At 72.2% G+C, this 15,653-nt stretch carries 13 protein-coding genes; 6 read left to right on the plus strand and 7 right to left on the minus strand.

The window, feature by feature from the left end:
• Positions 1-56: 56 nt before the first annotated feature.
• Entirely contained in the window at positions 57-1,013 is a 957-nt protein-coding gene (locus ACYQ1K_RS00690) for an SGNH/GDSL hydrolase family protein (RefSeq protein ID WP_459980454.1), read from the minus strand.
• A gap of 52 nt (positions 1,014-1,065) precedes the next feature.
• Between ACYQ1K_RS00690 and ACYQ1K_RS00695 the strand changes: the two genes are divergently transcribed.
• Together ACYQ1K_RS00695 and ACYQ1K_RS00700 are read left to right on the plus strand one after the other, a co-directional pair.
• Complete coding sequence (locus ACYQ1K_RS00695; RefSeq protein WP_459980455.1) at positions 1,066-2,028, plus strand: cation diffusion facilitator family transporter; 963 nt, start codon at positions 1,066-1,068, stop codon at positions 2,026-2,028.
• A 91-nt stretch (positions 2,029-2,119) separates the two neighbouring features.
• A complete protein-coding gene (locus tag ACYQ1K_RS00700) occupies positions 2,120-3,553 on the plus strand; it encodes a DHA2 family efflux MFS transporter permease subunit (protein WP_459980456.1) in 1,434 nt (477 codons plus the stop codon).
• Between the two features lie 109 nt (positions 3,554-3,662).
• Here ACYQ1K_RS00700 and ACYQ1K_RS00705 read toward each other — a convergent pair whose 3' ends face one another.
• On the minus strand, positions 3,663-4,826 hold the full coding sequence (locus tag ACYQ1K_RS00705) for a PucR family transcriptional regulator (protein WP_459980457.1): 1,164 nt from the start codon (positions 4,824-4,826) through the stop codon (positions 3,663-3,665).
• Between the two features lie 87 nt (positions 4,827-4,913).
• Here ACYQ1K_RS00705 and ACYQ1K_RS00710 point away from each other — a divergent pair, with 87 nt between their 5' ends.
• The 3 genes from ACYQ1K_RS00710 (at position 4,914) to ACYQ1K_RS00720 (ending at position 7,755) form a co-directional block, all read left to right on the plus strand.
• Positions 4,914-6,065 (plus strand): ferredoxin reductase, encoded by a 1,152-nt coding sequence (locus ACYQ1K_RS00710; RefSeq protein WP_459980458.1) that lies wholly within the window; start codon positions 4,914-4,916, stop codon positions 6,063-6,065.
• Between the two features lie 27 nt (positions 6,066-6,092).
• The gene (locus ACYQ1K_RS00715; protein ID WP_459980459.1) at positions 6,093-7,325 is read left to right on the plus strand and encodes a fatty acid desaturase family protein; all 1,233 of its coding nucleotides are present in this window, start codon (positions 6,093-6,095) and stop codon (positions 7,323-7,325) included.
• Between the two features lie 160 nt (positions 7,326-7,485).
• Positions 7,486-7,755, plus strand: a complete 270-nt coding sequence (locus ACYQ1K_RS00720; RefSeq protein WP_459980460.1) for a GlsB/YeaQ/YmgE family stress response membrane protein — start codon at positions 7,486-7,488, stop codon at positions 7,753-7,755.
• A 175-nt stretch (positions 7,756-7,930) separates the two neighbouring features.
• Here ACYQ1K_RS00720 and pgm read toward each other — a convergent pair whose 3' ends face one another.
• On the minus strand, positions 7,931-9,583 hold the full coding sequence (pgm, locus tag ACYQ1K_RS00725; protein ID WP_459980461.1) for a phosphoglucomutase (alpha-D-glucose-1,6-bisphosphate-dependent): 1,653 nt from the start codon (positions 9,581-9,583) through the stop codon (positions 7,931-7,933).
• A gap of 130 nt (positions 9,584-9,713) precedes the next feature.
• Here pgm and ACYQ1K_RS00730 point away from each other — a divergent pair, with 130 nt between their 5' ends.
• Complete coding sequence (locus ACYQ1K_RS00730) at positions 9,714-10,508, plus strand: crotonase/enoyl-CoA hydratase family protein (RefSeq protein ID WP_459980462.1); 795 nt, start codon at positions 9,714-9,716, stop codon at positions 10,506-10,508.
• 36 nt (positions 10,509-10,544) lie between these two features.
• Here ACYQ1K_RS00730 and ACYQ1K_RS00735 read toward each other — a convergent pair whose 3' ends face one another.
• From ACYQ1K_RS00735 to ACYQ1K_RS00750, 4 genes are all read right to left on the minus strand, one after another.
• Positions 10,545-11,474, minus strand: coding sequence for an oxidoreductase (locus ACYQ1K_RS00735; RefSeq protein WP_459980463.1), 930 nt, complete (start codon positions 11,472-11,474; stop codon positions 10,545-10,547).
• 95 nt (positions 11,475-11,569) lie between these two features.
• Positions 11,570-12,652, minus strand: coding sequence for a cobalamin B12-binding domain-containing protein (locus tag ACYQ1K_RS00740; RefSeq protein ID WP_459980465.1), 1,083 nt, complete (start codon positions 12,650-12,652; stop codon positions 11,570-11,572).
• A gap of 10 nt (positions 12,653-12,662) precedes the next feature.
• Positions 12,663-14,387 carry a PP2C family protein-serine/threonine phosphatase gene (locus ACYQ1K_RS00745; RefSeq protein WP_459980467.1) on the minus strand — a complete coding sequence of 575 codons (1,725 nt, stop codon included), beginning with the start codon at positions 14,385-14,387 and terminating at the stop codon, positions 12,663-12,665.
• 106 nt (positions 14,388-14,493) lie between these two features.
• Positions 14,494-15,579 carry a family 43 glycosylhydrolase gene (locus ACYQ1K_RS00750; protein ID WP_459980469.1) on the minus strand — a complete coding sequence of 362 codons (1,086 nt, stop codon included), beginning with the start codon at positions 15,577-15,579 and terminating at the stop codon, positions 14,494-14,496.
• Positions 15,580-15,653: the final 74 nt, after the last annotated feature.

The following is a 15,653-nucleotide window of genomic DNA, read 5'->3' on the forward strand; positions in this document are numbered from 1 at the left end:
GTGGGCATCTGCGTCCGCTCGGCGTTGGGCATCTGGGTCTGCTCGGCGGGACCTGCTCAGCCGAGCGCGGCGACCACCAGCCGCGCGACGGCGGCCTGCTCGACGGCGAACGGGTGGAACGGTGCCGCGCCGGGGCCGGTGAGGCCGTTGATCCACGGCTGCGCAGCACAGATGTCGTGGCCGGCACTGGCACTCCAGACATCGACGTACGTCGCCTTCGCCGCTGCCGCCGCCCGCGCGACCGCCTCGCTCAGCCCGCGGTTGACCCCATGCACGAACGGGTAGTCGGCCGCGGCGAACGGCGCCGCCGCGCATCCCGCAGAGGCCGGGACGATCTGCGGGTAGCCCACGAGCAGGATCCGTGCCTTCGGCGCCCTCGCCCGGACGGCACCCACCACGGCGACCAGGTTTCGCTCGATCCTGTCGAGGGCCGGCTTGACGAGGGGTCGCAGGGCGTCGGTGCACGGTGAGCCGGTCGCGGCGGCGGGGTCCCGCTGGAGGCAGCCGCCCATCAGACGGCTGAACAGGTCCAGGTCGTTGCCGCCCAGCCCGATCGTCACCAGGTCGGTGCCCGGGGCGACGGCGTCGAGCTGGCCGGGCAGGCCGCGCATCTGTGACGCTCGGACGTCGCCTGTGTCCGCCGCGCTGCAGCTGACATCGACCAGCTGGCCGACCGGAAGGGCTGCGGCGACCTGGTGCGGGTAGTTGCTGCTCGACCGCAGGCACCCGTCGCTCGACTGGCGGCCCGGGACGCCGGGCGCGGCGGTGTAGGAGTCGCCGAGGGCGGCGTACCTGCTGTAGCGGGGCGCGCGCGAGGAGGCGGCGGGCGGGGCTGGCAGCGTCGCCGAGGCCGACGCCGACGCCGACGCCGACGGCCGTGACGTGGCCGGGTCGTGCGCGGAGGACCCGTCGCAGGCGGACAGCAGAAGACCGGCGAGGCTCCCGACGACGGCCAGCGCCAGCCTCAGCCGTGGACCGGCCGCACGCGACGAGGTCGGCGGGCGTGCGGTCATGCCCCCACGGTAGAGGGCGGATGGTCGCCGCTCTGGCGGGTACGGTCCTGGCGTGAGCAGCCCGGAGAAGACCGGCTCGGCCGGTGGAGGCGAGTCGCTTCTCACCGTCCTCGTGGCGCTCGGCGCCAATGGGCTGCTGGCCATCGCGAAGTCGGCGGCGGCGGCGCTCACCGGCTCGGCCGCGATGGTCGCGGAGGCCGCGCACTCGTGGGCGGACACGGGCAACGAGGTCTTCCTTCTCCTCGCCGAGCGCCGTGGGTCGCGGCCCCGGGACGACGAGCATCCGCGGGGCTATGGAAGGGCGACCTACATCTGGTCGCTCGTCGCAGCGTTCGGCCTCTTCTCCGCGGGCGCCATGGTCTCGATCTGGCACGGGGTCACCGACCTGCTGCACGAGCCGCATGAGGGGTCCACCACCTTCCTCGCGAACTACATCGTGCTCGCCATCGCGTTCGTGCTCGAGGGCATCTCGTTCCTCCAGGCGACCCGCCAGGTGCGCGGCGCGGCCCGTCGACTGCAGCTGCATCCACTCCGATACGTCGACCGCACCTCGAACCCGACGGTGCGTGCGGTCTTCCTCGAGGACTTCGCCGCCCTGCTGGGCATCGGCATCGCCGCGGTCGGCATCGCGCTCCACCAGATGACCGGCCAGGCGGCGTACGACGCCGTCGCCTCCATCCTCATCGGCGTCCTCCTCGCGGTCGTCGCGGTCTTCCTCATGCGCCGCAACATGCAGTACCTCCTCGGCGAGGCCCTCCGCCCCGAGATGCGCGCGGAGCTGCTCGGCCGGCTGCTCGCCCACCCGGAGATCGACCGGATCACCTACCTGCACGTCGAGTACGTCGGCCCCCAGCGCTTCTTCGTCGTCGCCGCTGTCGACCTCGTGGGCGACGACACCGAGTCTCACCTCGCCCTGCGCCTGCGGAAGGTCGAGGCCGACATCGAGACCGAGGACCTCATCGAGGACGCCATCCTCACGCTCGCGCCGCCCGACGAGGCCGCGCTGACGGTCTGATCGCTTCCTCCGGATCGTCGGCCGACGCCTGTCGGATCGGGCCGGTCCTGTTCGTGGAGTGGGTGAGGACACCCACCACGAGGAGCATTCGATGCAGGACAAGCAGGCCCGCTGGCTCGCGCTCTACGCACTCTGCCTGGGCGATCTGATGATCGTCCTGGACACCAACATCGTGAACGTCGCCCTGCCCGCCATCCAGGGCGACCTCGGCTTCACCCCGACCGCTCTGGCATGGGTGGTCAACGCCTACATGCTGACCTTCGGCGGCTTCCTGCTCCTCGGCGGCCGGCTGGGCGACCTCTTCGGCAACCGCCGCGTGTTCCTCGGAGCCGTCGTCGCCTTCACGCTGGCCAGCGTCGCCTGCGGGATTGCGCCGAGCGCCGGCCTGCTCGTCGCGGGCCGCGCGGTGCAGGGTCTCGGCGGGGCGGCCGTCTCGGCGGTCGCGCTCGCGCTCATCATGGGCCTCTTCGACGACGCCGCCGAGCGGACCAAGGCGATGGCGGTCTACGGGTTCGTCATGTCGGGCGGGGGCGCGATCGGCGTCCTCCTCGGCGGTGTCCTCACCGGCTTCGGGACCTGGCACTGGGTCTTCCTGGTCAACGTGCCGATCGGCGTGGTCGTCTGGGTGCTCGGCAGCCGCGTGCTGCCACGCCGCGCAGCCGCCGCCACCGACTCGCGGCTCGACGTGCTCGGCGCCGTCCTCGTCACGCTCGCGCTCGTCCTGCTGGTCTACGGCGTCGTCAACGGACGGGCAGGGCTGCCGTACGTCGGCGGCGGGCTCGCCCTCCTCGCCATCTTCGTCGTCTGGGAGTCGCGGACCGACCACCCCCTGGTGCCGCTGCGGCTCTTCCGGCTGCGCAACCTCGTCGTCGCGCAGGCCGTCGGCGCGCTGTGGGCCGGCGCGATGTTCGCGACCTTCTTCCTGACCTCGCTCTACCTGCAGCAGGTCCTCGGCTACGACGCGCTCGCCGTCGGGCTGGCCTTCCTGCCGACCTCGGTCGTCATGGCGGTCATCTCGCTGCGCTGGTCGGACAGGCTCGTCATCCGCTTCGGCCCCAAGCCGCCGCTCGTGGTCGGTCTCGGGCTGGTCGCGGTCGGGCTCGCGCTGCTGGCGCGGGTGCCCGTCGACGGCGGCTACGTCGTCGACCTGCTCCCCGCGATGCTGCTCACCGGCGTCGGCGCCGGCGTCGCGCTCAACCCGGTCCTCCTCATGGCGATGAGCGACGCGGCGCCCGAGGAGGCCGGCCTCGCCTCCGGTCTCGCGAACACGTCCTTCTCGATGGGCGGCGCGCTTGGGCTCGCGGTCCTCGCCAGCGTCGCGACGTGGCGCACGGGCGCGCTGACCGCGGGTGGTGTCACCCGAGCAGAGGCACTGACCGGCGGGTTCCAGCTCGCGTTCGGCGTCGGGGCCCTCTTCGCCCTCGCGGCGGCCGTCGTCGGCGGTCTTCTTCTTCGGGCCCCCGCCATCCGACCGACCCCGGCCGACAGCGTCTCGCGGGAGGCCGAGCCGGCGGCAGCCGCGTGACTGCCCATCGAGGTATGCAGGCGAATGGTCACTTCCCACGTGGAACTCCGCACGGGAAGTGGCGACTCGGCTGCATACCTCGACGAACAGGCAGAGTCACCCAGCCGCCCTACCCCAGCGCCACCGTGAGCGCCAGCACGGTGGCGGGGTCGTCGAGGCGGTCGCCGTACAGCTCACGCAGCTGCCCCATCCGGTAGCGCACCGTCTGCGGGTGGACGAACAGGTCGGCGGCGACCTCCTCGCGGCGGCCGTGGTGGAGCACCCAGGAGCGCAGCGTCTCGACGAGCTTCTCGGCGGTGCCGGGACGCTGGCCCTCGAGCGGCGCGAGGACGGCCGCGCGCAGGTCCGCCCGGGCCTCCGGGTCGGCGCCGAGCACCAACGGCACGAGGTGCGCCTCGGTGTCCTCGCCCCATCCGGCCTCGCGGACGCGGACCGCGCGGTCGTAGGAGATCTGCGCGTCGCGCCACGGCTTCGCGGGGCCGACCACCGCCCCGCGACCTTCGAGGGTCCGCATGAGCGCCGTACGTCGGTGGCCGTGCGCGTCCGGCACCAGCAGCAACGTGGAGCTGTCCGCGGGGGAGTCCTCGAGGACGAGGGTGTCCTGCGAGACCAGGGCGAGCACCGAGCTGACCTGGGCCGGCGGCACCAGCGCCGCGGTCAACGTCGTCGGGACCGGCCAGCCCGCCCGCTCGGCGGCGTCCTCGAGCACCTCGGTCGTGGCGCCGTTGAGGAGGTGGCGGACCAGCCGCTCGAGCAGTCGTTGCCGCACGCGGCCGGTCGTCGCCAGCTCGTCGCCGTGCCCGGCGACCGAGGCGTCGGAGACCTCGTCGATCCACGCGAAGACCAGCGCCGCGAACTCGACCAGCGCCTCCGGCGGCAGCCCGGCCGCCACCGCCTCGGAGGAGAGCTCGCGCCAGGCGACGCGGGCGCCGATGCGGTACGCCGCCAGCAGTGCCTCGGTCGAGCGACCGCTGCGTGCCTCGCCGCGGCCCAGCTCGTAGGCCCCTTCGAGGGCCTCCGGGGTGGCGGGCACCGACTCCGCGCCGTGGCCCGAGGCGACCGACAGGAAGCCGCCGAGCGCGACGCCGACGGCGGTGCGGATCGTCGCGCCCATCGGCCCGGACAGGGCATCCTGGTAGGACGGGACCTCTGCGATGATGGCGCCGACGACGTCCTCGCCCACGTGCGGCAGCAGCTCCCGGAGCCGTGCCGCGATGTCGGGCGAGAGGGTGATGTCAGGGGATGTAGCGCGACGAAGCGACCGACGAGCCATGGCTTTGTCTCCTGAGAACAAATGTGACGCAGATATTCACGTGCGTCATACATGAGTTTACGCCGATCGATCAGTCACCATGGTGACATGACAGCCGCTGCATACCCTCGCCCCACCGGCGGGCTGACGGCTGCCTGGAGCCGCCTCGGCGAGCGCATCGCGGCTCGCGCGGAGCGGATCGCCCATGCTGCCGTCACGCCGCTGGTGCCCTCGGACTATCTCGACCTGTTCCACCCGCTGCGCGCAGGCGCGGACCTGCGCGCGCGCATCGTGTCCGTGCACCCGGAGACCCGCGACGCCGCCACGATCGTCCTCAAGCCGGGGCGTGACTGGGCGGGCCACGTGCCGGGACAGTATGTGCGGATCGGCATCGACGTCGACGGCGTCCGCCAGTGGCGCGCCTACTCCCTCACGCACGGCCCCCGCGCCGACGGCCACATCTCGATCACCGTCAAGGCGGTGCCGGGCGGCGCTGTGAGCAACCACCTCGTCCACCGGGCGCGGCCGGGCACGCTGGTCCACCTGGAGCAGGCGCAGGGCGAGTTCGTGCTGCCGACTGACCTCGCCGGTCGCAAGCTGCTCTTCGTCACCGCCGGCTCGGGCGTCACGCCCGTCATCGGCATGCTGCGCAACCTCTTCCCGGTCACCGACGAGGGGGTCGTCCACCTCGGCCGCGCCCTCGACATCGTCTGCGTCCACGTCGCGCCCAGCCGGCCCGACTCGATCTTCCTGCGCAACCTGGAGGAGCTGGACCGGGCAGGTGCGATCACGCTCGTCGCGCGGTACGACGACCAGCACGGCGTCCTCGACGTCGACCGGCTCGCGGAGCTGGTGCCGGACCTGGCCGAGCGGACGACGTACGCCTGTGGCCCCGGAGCCCTGCTCGACGCGCTCACGGAGCACCACGACGACCGCGACCTCGAGCTGTTCACCGAGCAGTTCCGCGCGACCACCGTCGTCGTCGGAGACGGCGGCACGGTCCGCTTCGAGGCCCACGGCCACGAGATCGAGGCCGACGCCGCCACCCCCATCCTCGACGCCGCCGAAGAGGCCGGCGTCCTGATGCCGAGCGGATGCCGCATGGGCATCTGCTTCGGCTGCGTCCTGCCGCTGAAGGAGGGTGCCGTGCGCGACCTGCGCAACGGCGACCTGATCGTCGCCAACCCCGGCGAGAGCGACGGGATCCAGATCCAGACCTGCGTCAGCGCCGCCGCCGGCGCCTGCGTCATCGACCACTGACGTCATCGACCACTGAGAGGTAGCCAGATGACCATCATCGAAGAGCCCATCGTCCAGAGCAGCGACAACCCGATCGCCCACCTGTCCCGTGAGGACATCGAGGCGATCGGCGCCGAGCTCGACGCCATCCGCGCCGAGGTCATGGCGACCCGGGGCGAGCGCGACGCGGCATACATCCGTCGCGTCATCAAGACGCAGCGCTACCTCGAGCTCGGCTCCCGCGCGGTCCTGCTCGGCAGCTTCTTCCCGCCCGCCTTCGTCGCCGGCACCGTCGGCCTGAGCGTGGCGAAGATCCTCGACAACATGGAGATCGGCCACAACATCCTCCACGGCCAGTGGGACTGGATGCGCGACCCGAAGATCCACTCGACCACGTGGGAGTGGGACAACGCCGCGACGGCCGAGGGGTGGAAGAAGTCCCACAACGAGGAGCACCACACCTACACCAACATCGTCGGCATGGACAACGACCTCGGCTGGGGTCTGGTCCGAGTCGACGAGGAGCAGCCGTGGAGCCCGAAGTGCCTCGTGCAGCCGTTCTACAACGCCCTCAACATGATCTTCTTCGAATACGGCATCGCCGCGTACGACCTCAAGCTCGGTGACAACATGCGGACGCCGAAGGAGGAGCGCTCGGAGGAGTTCAAGCGCAGCGTGCGCGGGACGCTCAAGAAGATCCGCAAGCAGGCGACCAAGGACTACGTCGTCCACCCGCTGCTCTCGGGCCCCTCGTTCCTCTCGACGCTGGCCGCCAACGTCATCGCCAACGTCGTGCGCAACGTCTGGTCGCACAGCGTCATCATGTGCGGGCACTTCCCCGAGGGCGTCGCCACGTTCGAGCTCGACGAGCTGCCGGAGAACGAGACCCGCGGCGACTGGTACGTGCGCCAGATGCTCGGCTCGGCCAACATCTCCGGCTCCAAGGCCGTCCACCTCCTGAGCGGCAACCTCTCTCACCAGATCGAGCACCACATCTGGCCCGACCTGCCGTCCAACCGCTACGCCGAGGTCGCCCCGAAGGTGCGGGCGATCTTCGAGAAGTACGGGCTGCGCTACCACACCGCGCCCATGCCGGCTCAGGTCTACAGCGCCTGGCACAAGACGGTCCGGCTCGCATTCCCCAACGGCTGGTGGGAGACCACGACGAAGCGCAACCTGCCCTCCCAGCTGCGCCTGGTCGGCAAGATCGTGAAGGCGAAGGGCAAGGACCGTCTGCGGATGCTCAAGGAGCTCGAGGCGCGCGGGTCTGCCGCTCGCTGACTGCTCATCGAGGTATGCAGCCGAGTCGTCACTCCCCGTGCGGAACTCCGACGGGGAGTGCGCATTTCCCTGCATACCTCGACCAGCCAACCCGCGCAGGTCCCGCTTCTCACCCGGATCGGGTCAGGTGCTCGGTGCGCCACGGGCCTAGGTTCGGCCCATGCTCATCCTCGGCATCATCCTGTTCGGCATGCTGGTCGGCGCCGGAGCTCAGCTGATCCTCGGCCGTCACGGCCGCGGGATCGACTGGACGATGGCCTTCGTGGCCGGGCTGGTCGGCTCCTTCGTCGGCGGCCTGCTGATCAGCCTGCTCGCGGGTGACGGCATCCAGTTGCGGGCGAGCGGCATCATCGGGTCGCTCGCCGGTGCCATCATCGTGACACTGGCATGGCGGATGCTTCGTGACCGCAACCGCTCTGCCCCCAGCTGACCCGCGGCGCGCCCTCATCTGACGTGACTCCCGCCCCGGCGCGCCGTCGTCTGACCTGACTCTCGCCGCGGCGCGCCCTCGTCTGGACTGACTGGAGCGAGGGAGGAACGACCGAGCGCAGGGAGGGAAGACGAGGGTCACGAGCGCCGCGGCCGCGCGAGCGGAGCGAGCGCCATCAGCTCAGCGCGGCCGACACCACCGCCCTGGCCTCCTCCTGGACCTGCTGGAGGTGCTGGGGCCCACGGAACGACTCGGCGTAGATCTTGTAGACGTCTTCGGTCCCCGAGGGCCGGGCCGCGAACCAGGCCGACTCGGTCGTCACCTTCAGCCCCCCGATGGCCGCGCCGTTCCCGGGCGCCTTCGTCAGCTTCGACGTGATCGGCTCGCCGGCCAGCTCGGTGGCCGCGACCGCGTCGGGGCTCAGCGCGGCTAGTGCCGCCTTCTCCTCGCGGGTGGCGGGCGCGTCGATGCGCTCGTACGCCGGCTCCCCGAACTGCTCGACCAGCGCGGCGTAGTGCTGCGACGGCGTCTTCCCCGTGGTCGCGAGGATCTCGGAGGCGAGCAGGCACATGACGAGCCCGTCCTTGTCGGTGGTCCACACCGACCCGTCGCGGCGCAGGAACGACGCCCCCGCGCTCTCCTCGCCGCCAAAACCGAAGGACCCGTCGATCAGCCCGGGCACGAACCACTTGAACCCGACCGGCACCTCGACCAGCTGCCGCCCGGTCGAGGCCGCGACCCTGTCGATCATCGAGCTGCTCACCAGCGTCTTGCCGATCCGGGCGGTCGGGGCCCAGGTGCGGCCGCGACCGAAGAGGTACTCGATGGCCACCGACAGGAAGTGGTTGGGGTTCATGAGGCCGGCGTCGGGCGTCACGATCCCGTGCCGGTCCGCATCGGCGTCGTTGCCGGTCGCGAGGTCGTAGTCCTCACGCCGCGCGATCAACGAGGCCATCGCATACGGCGAGGAGCAGTCCATCCGGATCTTCGCGTCCCAGTCCAGCGTCATGAACCGCCAGGTCGGGTCCACGACCGGGTTCACGACGGTCAGGTCCAGCCGGTGCTGCTCCGCGATCCGCGCCCAGTACTCCACCGAGGCGCCCCCCAGCGGATCGGCGCCGATGCGGACGCCGGCGAGCCGGATGCCCTCGAGGTCGACGACGGTGGGCAGGGCGTCGACGTACCCGCCGAGGAAGTCGTAGGTCTCGACCTGGCGGGCCGCGCGCTCGTACGGCGTCCTCAGGACCTTCTTCAGACCCTTCCTGATCAGCTTGTTCGCACGCTTCGCGATCCATGCCGTCGCATCAGAATCGGCCGGGCCGCCGTGGGGAGGGTTGTACTTGAAGCCGCCGTCGCCCGGCGGGTTGTGCGACGGGGTGATCACGATGCCGTCGGCCAGACCGGACGACCTCTCGCTGGCCGATCCCGTCGAGACCTTGCCCTTGTTCGCCGTCAGGATGGCGAGCGAGACCGCAGGTGTCGGCTGGTAGCCGTCCTGCACCAGCACGGTCACGTCGTTGGCGACGAGCACCTCGAGCGCCGAGACGTACGCCGGCGTCGAGAGCGCGTGCGTGTCGCGACCGAGGAACAGCGGGCCGTCGTACCCCTGCTTCGTGCGGTAGTCGCAGATCGCCTGCGTCGTGGCGACGATGTGCGCCTCGTTGAAGGCCGTCCGCAGCGAGGAGCCGCGATGGCCGGAGGTCCCGAACACGACCTGCTGGTCCGGGTCCTCGGAGTCGGGCGTGCGGGAGAAGTACGCCGTCACCAGCTGCGGGATGTCGACGAGGTCGGCCTCTGTGGCCCGTGTGCCTGCGCGCGGATCAGCCATGGGCACATCGTGCCAGCATCGGGCGACGTCGAACCCCCTCTCGCGCACGCCGCTGTCGGGGTAGTTCGGGACGATTCCGACGGTTACTGGCGAGTAGAGCGCGGGGATCGTCCCGAACTACCCTGCCTCCATGGCCCTCGTCACCTGCACGACCACAGACGGCATCGCCCAGGTGCGGCTCGCGCGTCCGGAGAAGCTCAACGCCTTGACGCTGCCGCTGCTGACCGAGCTGATCGCGACGGCACGCCACCTGCGCCACGACCGCACGCTGCGTGCGGTGGTGATCGCCGGCGAGGGCGACTCGTTCTGCGCGGGACTCGACTTCGCCGCCACGCTCAAGCGGCCCGCCGACGTCGCGAAGGCCTTCGTGCCGCGCCCGTGGCGGGGCACCAACACCTTCCAGGAGGCGTGCTGGGCCTGGCGTCGGGTGCCCGTCCCGGTGATCGCCGCCGTGCACGGCCACTGCCTCGGCGGTGGGGTCCAGATCGCGCTGGCGGCCGACTTCCGCTTCGCGACGCCCGACTCGACCTGGTCGGTGCTGGAGGGCAAGTGGGGCATCATCCCGGACATGTCGGGGGTCCAGTCGCTCTCCGAGCTGGTCGGGATCGACACGGCGAAGCGGCTGACGATGACCGCCGAGATGCTCAGCGGGAAGCAGGCCCGCGATCTCGGGCTCATCACCGAGCTCGACGCCGACCCGGTCGCCGCGGCCACCGCCTTCGCCGAGCAGCTGGCGCAGCGCTCGCCGGACGCGCTGGCGGCCGCGAAGCGGCTCTTCGACGACACGTGGCACCGCTCGCCTCGTCGTACCTTCGCTCGCGAGCGGGCCGAGCAGGTCTTCCTGCTCGTCGCCGCCAACACCAAGATCGCCCGTGAGGCGGCGACGAAGCGGATCGCGCCGGTCTACAGGCCGCGGCAGCGGTAACCGGGGCAGGGGAGCCGCTGACGCCTCAGGCCGCGGTCACGGCCAGGCGAGCCCCACGGTCTTCTCGGACAGCTCCCACAGGGCCAGCTGGTCGTCCGTCGAGTGTGACCGAGCGCTGCTGTCCACGACCTCGGCGGGGCCGGCCCACTCGCCGAAGCGGCCCGGTCCGGTGTACGTCCCACCCGGCAGGTCGGCGGTCGCCGCCATGAGGATCGGCCACGCGCCGGCCGTCGGCGTCTGGAACGCGGCTCGCATCACGGTCTCCACGAGCGGCTGCGCGATCGGCAGCCGCTCCAGAGGACCGTTGCGCATGAGCTTCGTCGTCGCGATGCCCGGATGGGCGGCGAGCGCCCGGACCGGCAGTCTGGCCGCGCGCAGCCGGCGGTCGAGCTCGTAGGTGAAGAGGAGGTTGGCGAGCTTCGTCTGGGCGTAGACGCCCCAGGTGCCGACGACGCCGTAGCGTCTGGGCTCGGTCAGCGGATCGCCCAGCGGTGCGGACCGCGCTCCGCGGTGACCGACGGACGAGACCGTCACCACCCGGCCGTCGCCGCTGGCGACCAGCTGCGGCAGGAGCAGGCCGGTGAGGAGGAACGGCCCGAAGTGGTTCGTCGCGAGCTGGATCTCGAGCCCGTCGACGGTGCGGGAGTACGCCGGCGCCATCACGCCCGCGTTGTTGACCAGCACGTCGATCGGGCCCATGTCGGCGGCGCGCGCGGCGGCCTCGCGGACGGCAGACAGGGAGGCGAGGTCGAGCACCAGCCGCTCGATCTCGGCGTCGCGCACCTCGGCCACGAGCCCGAGACGAGCCGCGTCGAGCTTCGCCTGCGAGCGGCCGGCGAGGACGACGCGGGCGCCGCGCCGCGCCAGTTCGAGGGCGGCGGCGTAGCCGATGCCGCCGAGCGTGGGACCGGTCACGAGGGCCGTCCGGCCCGTCTGGTCGGGCATCTGGTCGGGTGTCCACGTCATGGCGCCAGGCTAGGTGGCGACACCAGCGCCGGACCTCAGGCACCCGAGTCCGCGACGCACGGGCCGGCTCGGATCGCTGCCGCGCCCTGCAGACGTCAGTGTGTGTGCTCGAGCAGCGCTGAGCGAGCCTCATCGAGCATTGCAGCAGCGCGAGGGAAGTCGCGCAGCTCGCCACTCAGCAGGTCGAGGGCAGGGACCAGGGAGAGAGGCGGGACCCCGCGCGCGGCGAGGATGCCCGCGGTCCACGTGAGGAAGCCGGTGAACAGGGCGCTCTCGCCGACGTACAGCGCCGCTGCCAGGAAGCCGACGATGTGGGCGAGGTCCTCGGCGGTGTGCTGGCGCTGCAGCTCGGAGTAGTCGCGCATCGCGGGCAGGCGCTCCTCCAGTCCGGCGAACACGGTGCGGACCAGCTGCGCGGAGGTGCGGCTGACCATCGTGTACTCCTGGTCGGCCAGATGCGGAAGGTCGTCGATGGGCTGGTGCGCGTCCTGCAGCGCCTGGGGACGGATGAGCGGCTCGGTCAGCAGCCGGTCCGCAGCGGCGCGTGCGTCAGGCGCCCAGGCCTGCGCGCCCAACAGGCGCGCGTAGCGCCCGTCCGGGCCGAACGCGGCCCCGCCGACCATGACCGGGACGCCGGCGCTCTGGCAGGCGGCGATGGTGGCGTGCGCGACCGGCAGGCGGGTGGGGATCGACCCCGAGAGCGCGACGACATCGGGGCTCGTGCGGTGCAGGTGGGTGATCAGGTGCGGCGTGGGGACCTGGGCACCGAGATAGTCGACGCGGAAGCCGCGCAGCGCGAGCACCTCGGAGAGCAGGCGTGCCGGAAGGGCGTGCCATTCGCCGTCCACGCACGCCACCGTCACCCGGCCGCGATCGGCCGGCGGACGAGCCAGCCGACCGGCCACATGGGTGACCACGCGCTCGTTGATGGCGGTCGCCGCATGCTCCTGGGCGACGCTGATGCTGGCATCGGCCCAGGCGGCGCCGATCCTGCGCTGGACGGCGCCGACCATGTCGAGCAGCACCGACTCCGGGTCGACGCCGCCATCGAGCGCGTCGAGGGCGATGGTCACGGCGGTCGGCTCGTCCACGTCGATGACGGCGTCCCACAGGCGGTCCACCCGGTCGTCGAGCTCGGCACGGCGGCCCTCACCCTGCGGCGCGACGGTGTCGGTCATCGCCACCGGCCTATCCGCGCGTGTACGCGACACGGGCCGAGGCACCCGACGCGGTGGTCGCGGCCGTCATCGGGGCGGTGATCGCGAGCGCCGCCATGTCGTCGTGAGCCGCCTCGCCCAGCCACTGGGTCGCGAGCATGAGCACGTGGGCCACGAGCGCCTCTGCCGGCATGCCGGCGCATTCGCTCAGGGCCCGCCGCAGCCGTGCCTCGCCGAACATCTCCTCGCCCAGCGGGCCGCCGTGCGCCTCGATGATGCCGTCGGTGTAGAGCACGCAGGTCTCCCCGGGGGCCAGCTCGATCGTCTGCGTCGACGCCTCGACGGTGGGAAGGACGCCGATGAGCGAGCCGCGGCCCAGGACCTCCTCGACCCGTCCGTCCCTCCGCACGACCAGCGGCGGAAGGTGACCGGCCCGGGTCAGCCGCACCTTCACCGACGCGCCGTCCCACTGCGACGAGGCGAGGACCAGTGTCGCGAAGCGTTGCTCGTGTGAGCTGAGCAGAGCCGCGTTGAGCAGCTCGAGCATCCGCTGATGGTCGTCCGCCATCGGGAGCAGCGCCTGCAGCGTGTTGCGGATCTTGCCCGTGAGGACCGCCGCCTCGAGGCCCTTGCCGCACACATCGCCGAGCAGGGCGAGCGACCCGCCCCCGTCGAGCGGGTGGACGTCGTAGAAGTCGCCGCCGAGCCGGGAGGTGTCCTGCGCCGGTCGGTAGATGCCCGCGAAGTCCACGCCGTCCACCTGCTGGATCGCCGGGGGAAGCAGCTGGGCGGTGAGGATGTCCGTGATCGAGCTCTGCTCCTCGAAGAGGCGCGCTGCCGACAGCGCCGCACCCACGCGTGCGGCGAACAGCCGGGCCACCGCCTCCTCAGGCTCGGAGAAGACATGCTGCCCGGCGCCTCGCAGGAGGATCAGCGCGCCGGCCGGCACGCCATGGCCGGGGAGGGCTGTGACGACGAGCGATGTCGCCGCGCCGAGCCCGTCAGGGATGATCCACGCCGGCGCTGCTGCCGGGTCGATCCAGCGGGAGGGCACCGGCGGGAAGCCCTTCAGCGCCTCGATGAGGCCCGGCAGGTCCTGCGGCTGGACATCGAGCGCCACCGACCTCGCCCGCTCGCCTCGCACGCACAGGACGGCGGTGTGACGCCCATGCGCCTCGGGCGCCACGATCCACGCGGCATCGGCGAGCCGGCTCGCCGCGAGCTCGGCCGCCACCTCCATGGTCCGCTCGACGTTGAGCGAGGTGAGCAGCTCGTCGGAGACCGTGCGCATGAACTCGGCGCGCTCGCGTTCCTCACGCAGGTCGTCCGCCAGGGCCGCCAGGTCCGTCGTCTCGGTGAGCCACCACATCAGCTGACCGTCGGAGAACGGCACCGCCTGGGCGGCGAAGGTGCGCTCGGCCACCGCGCCGGCGGTCGAGCCGAGGCACGACTCGGCGCGCAGCCCCGGGCTCGGGTGCGCGCTCAGCCCGGCGCTCGCGTCCGCGTCGGCCGGCGAGTCGACCGGCGCGCCGACTTGGGCGTCGACCGGCGCCTCGCGGTGCGCCCGGCCGAGCCAGGCCGGGACGCAGTCGTCCAGCTTGCGGCCGGGCGCCGCGTCCGGGAAGAGCGCGCGGCTGGCAGCGTTCAGCGCGAGGACGGTGCCGTCGGCGGCCACGAGGAGGGCCGGGCTCGGTGCGCTCTCCCACCCGAGGTCCACGCCCGTGGTCGCGGCGTGGCGGTCGGGTTCGATCAGCATGGGGGCACCGGTGGGGTCTCCTGGGGGCAGTGGGGTCCTTTACCCAGTCTCGCAGGCTCAGGCGCCAATGCAAGTCGTCGGTGGCTTTCCGGGGAGGACCCCTCGGTCAGCGGCGGTGCCGCCGGGTCGCGGGCCTGCGGGGACCGATGAACGACGCCACTCTCACCAAGCCGCGGTGGAAGCCCAGTCGTGCTCCGTAGAGAGCCCGAACCGGTCGGCCACCCGGCCGCCGGCGCGACGCGTCGGTGCACGGCTGTCCGCTCCGGCGACAGGTCCAGGCGTGGAAGTAGAGGCGGACGCCGTGCCGGTCAGCCACCACGTCGGCGCCGCCAGGGCCGCACAACCCGGTGCCGTGCCGCGCCAGAAGAGTTCGCTGCGGTCGGCCGCGCCACCGCAGCAGACGGTGACTGCGACGCCACACCGTCGAGTAGCTGCACCGCGAGTAGTCGCCCTGCGACAGGAAGAGGTAGAGCCATCGGCCGTGTCGGACCAGGACCGGGTTCTCGACGACTCCGTGCGCCGCCAGCATGAGGCGACTGCGGCCGCGGGCGTGGAGCCCGCTGCGACCCAACGGCAGCAGGCGGATGGACGACGGCCTGCCGTCGGTCTTGTAGATCAGCAGCACGCGCCCTCGGTCGACGAACACCGACGGGTCGATGGCCCCGATGGTGGGGTACGTCGGCCGGGACCGGCCCCGGTCGAGGATCCGGTCCTCGGCGCGCGGTGCGTGTGCCGCGGGCGGGCAGACCAACGGACGCCGTCCGACCGGGCGGAACCGTCCGGTCGCGGTCCGCGAGGCGGCGACGCCGATGCACCTGCTGCTGCCGCCCATGCCGCGCACGGGAGCGGCGAAGTAGAGGAGCCACCGGCGACCGACATGGGTCACGTCGGCCGCCCAGACCCCGCTGTTCGGCCGCGCCCAGGCCGGGCGGCGGGTCAGGGCCGGGCGAGCCGTGCGCCAATGGATGCCGTCGGAGGAGACGAGCCGCTTGACGCGCGGACCGGTCGCGATGGCGACGTACTGCCGCGGGCCGGCCTGCACCACGCTCGGGTCGGCCATCGACCGGCGTCCGTCCAAGGGGCGGACCGCCCCGGCGTCCGGCACGACCAGGCAGACGAGCGCAGCGACGGTGAGAAGGAGCCGCCAGAGGCGGCGGGGGTGGGGTGAGGACGGGTGGGGCTCGTGGGGCAAGGGTGGTCCAGGGGGCCTCGTGGGTCGGTGGGGCGCCAGAGGCTAACCCGCCGAGGGTCCCCTTCCGGGCAGCA

This window comes from Nocardioides sp. AN3, assembly GCF_054653495.1.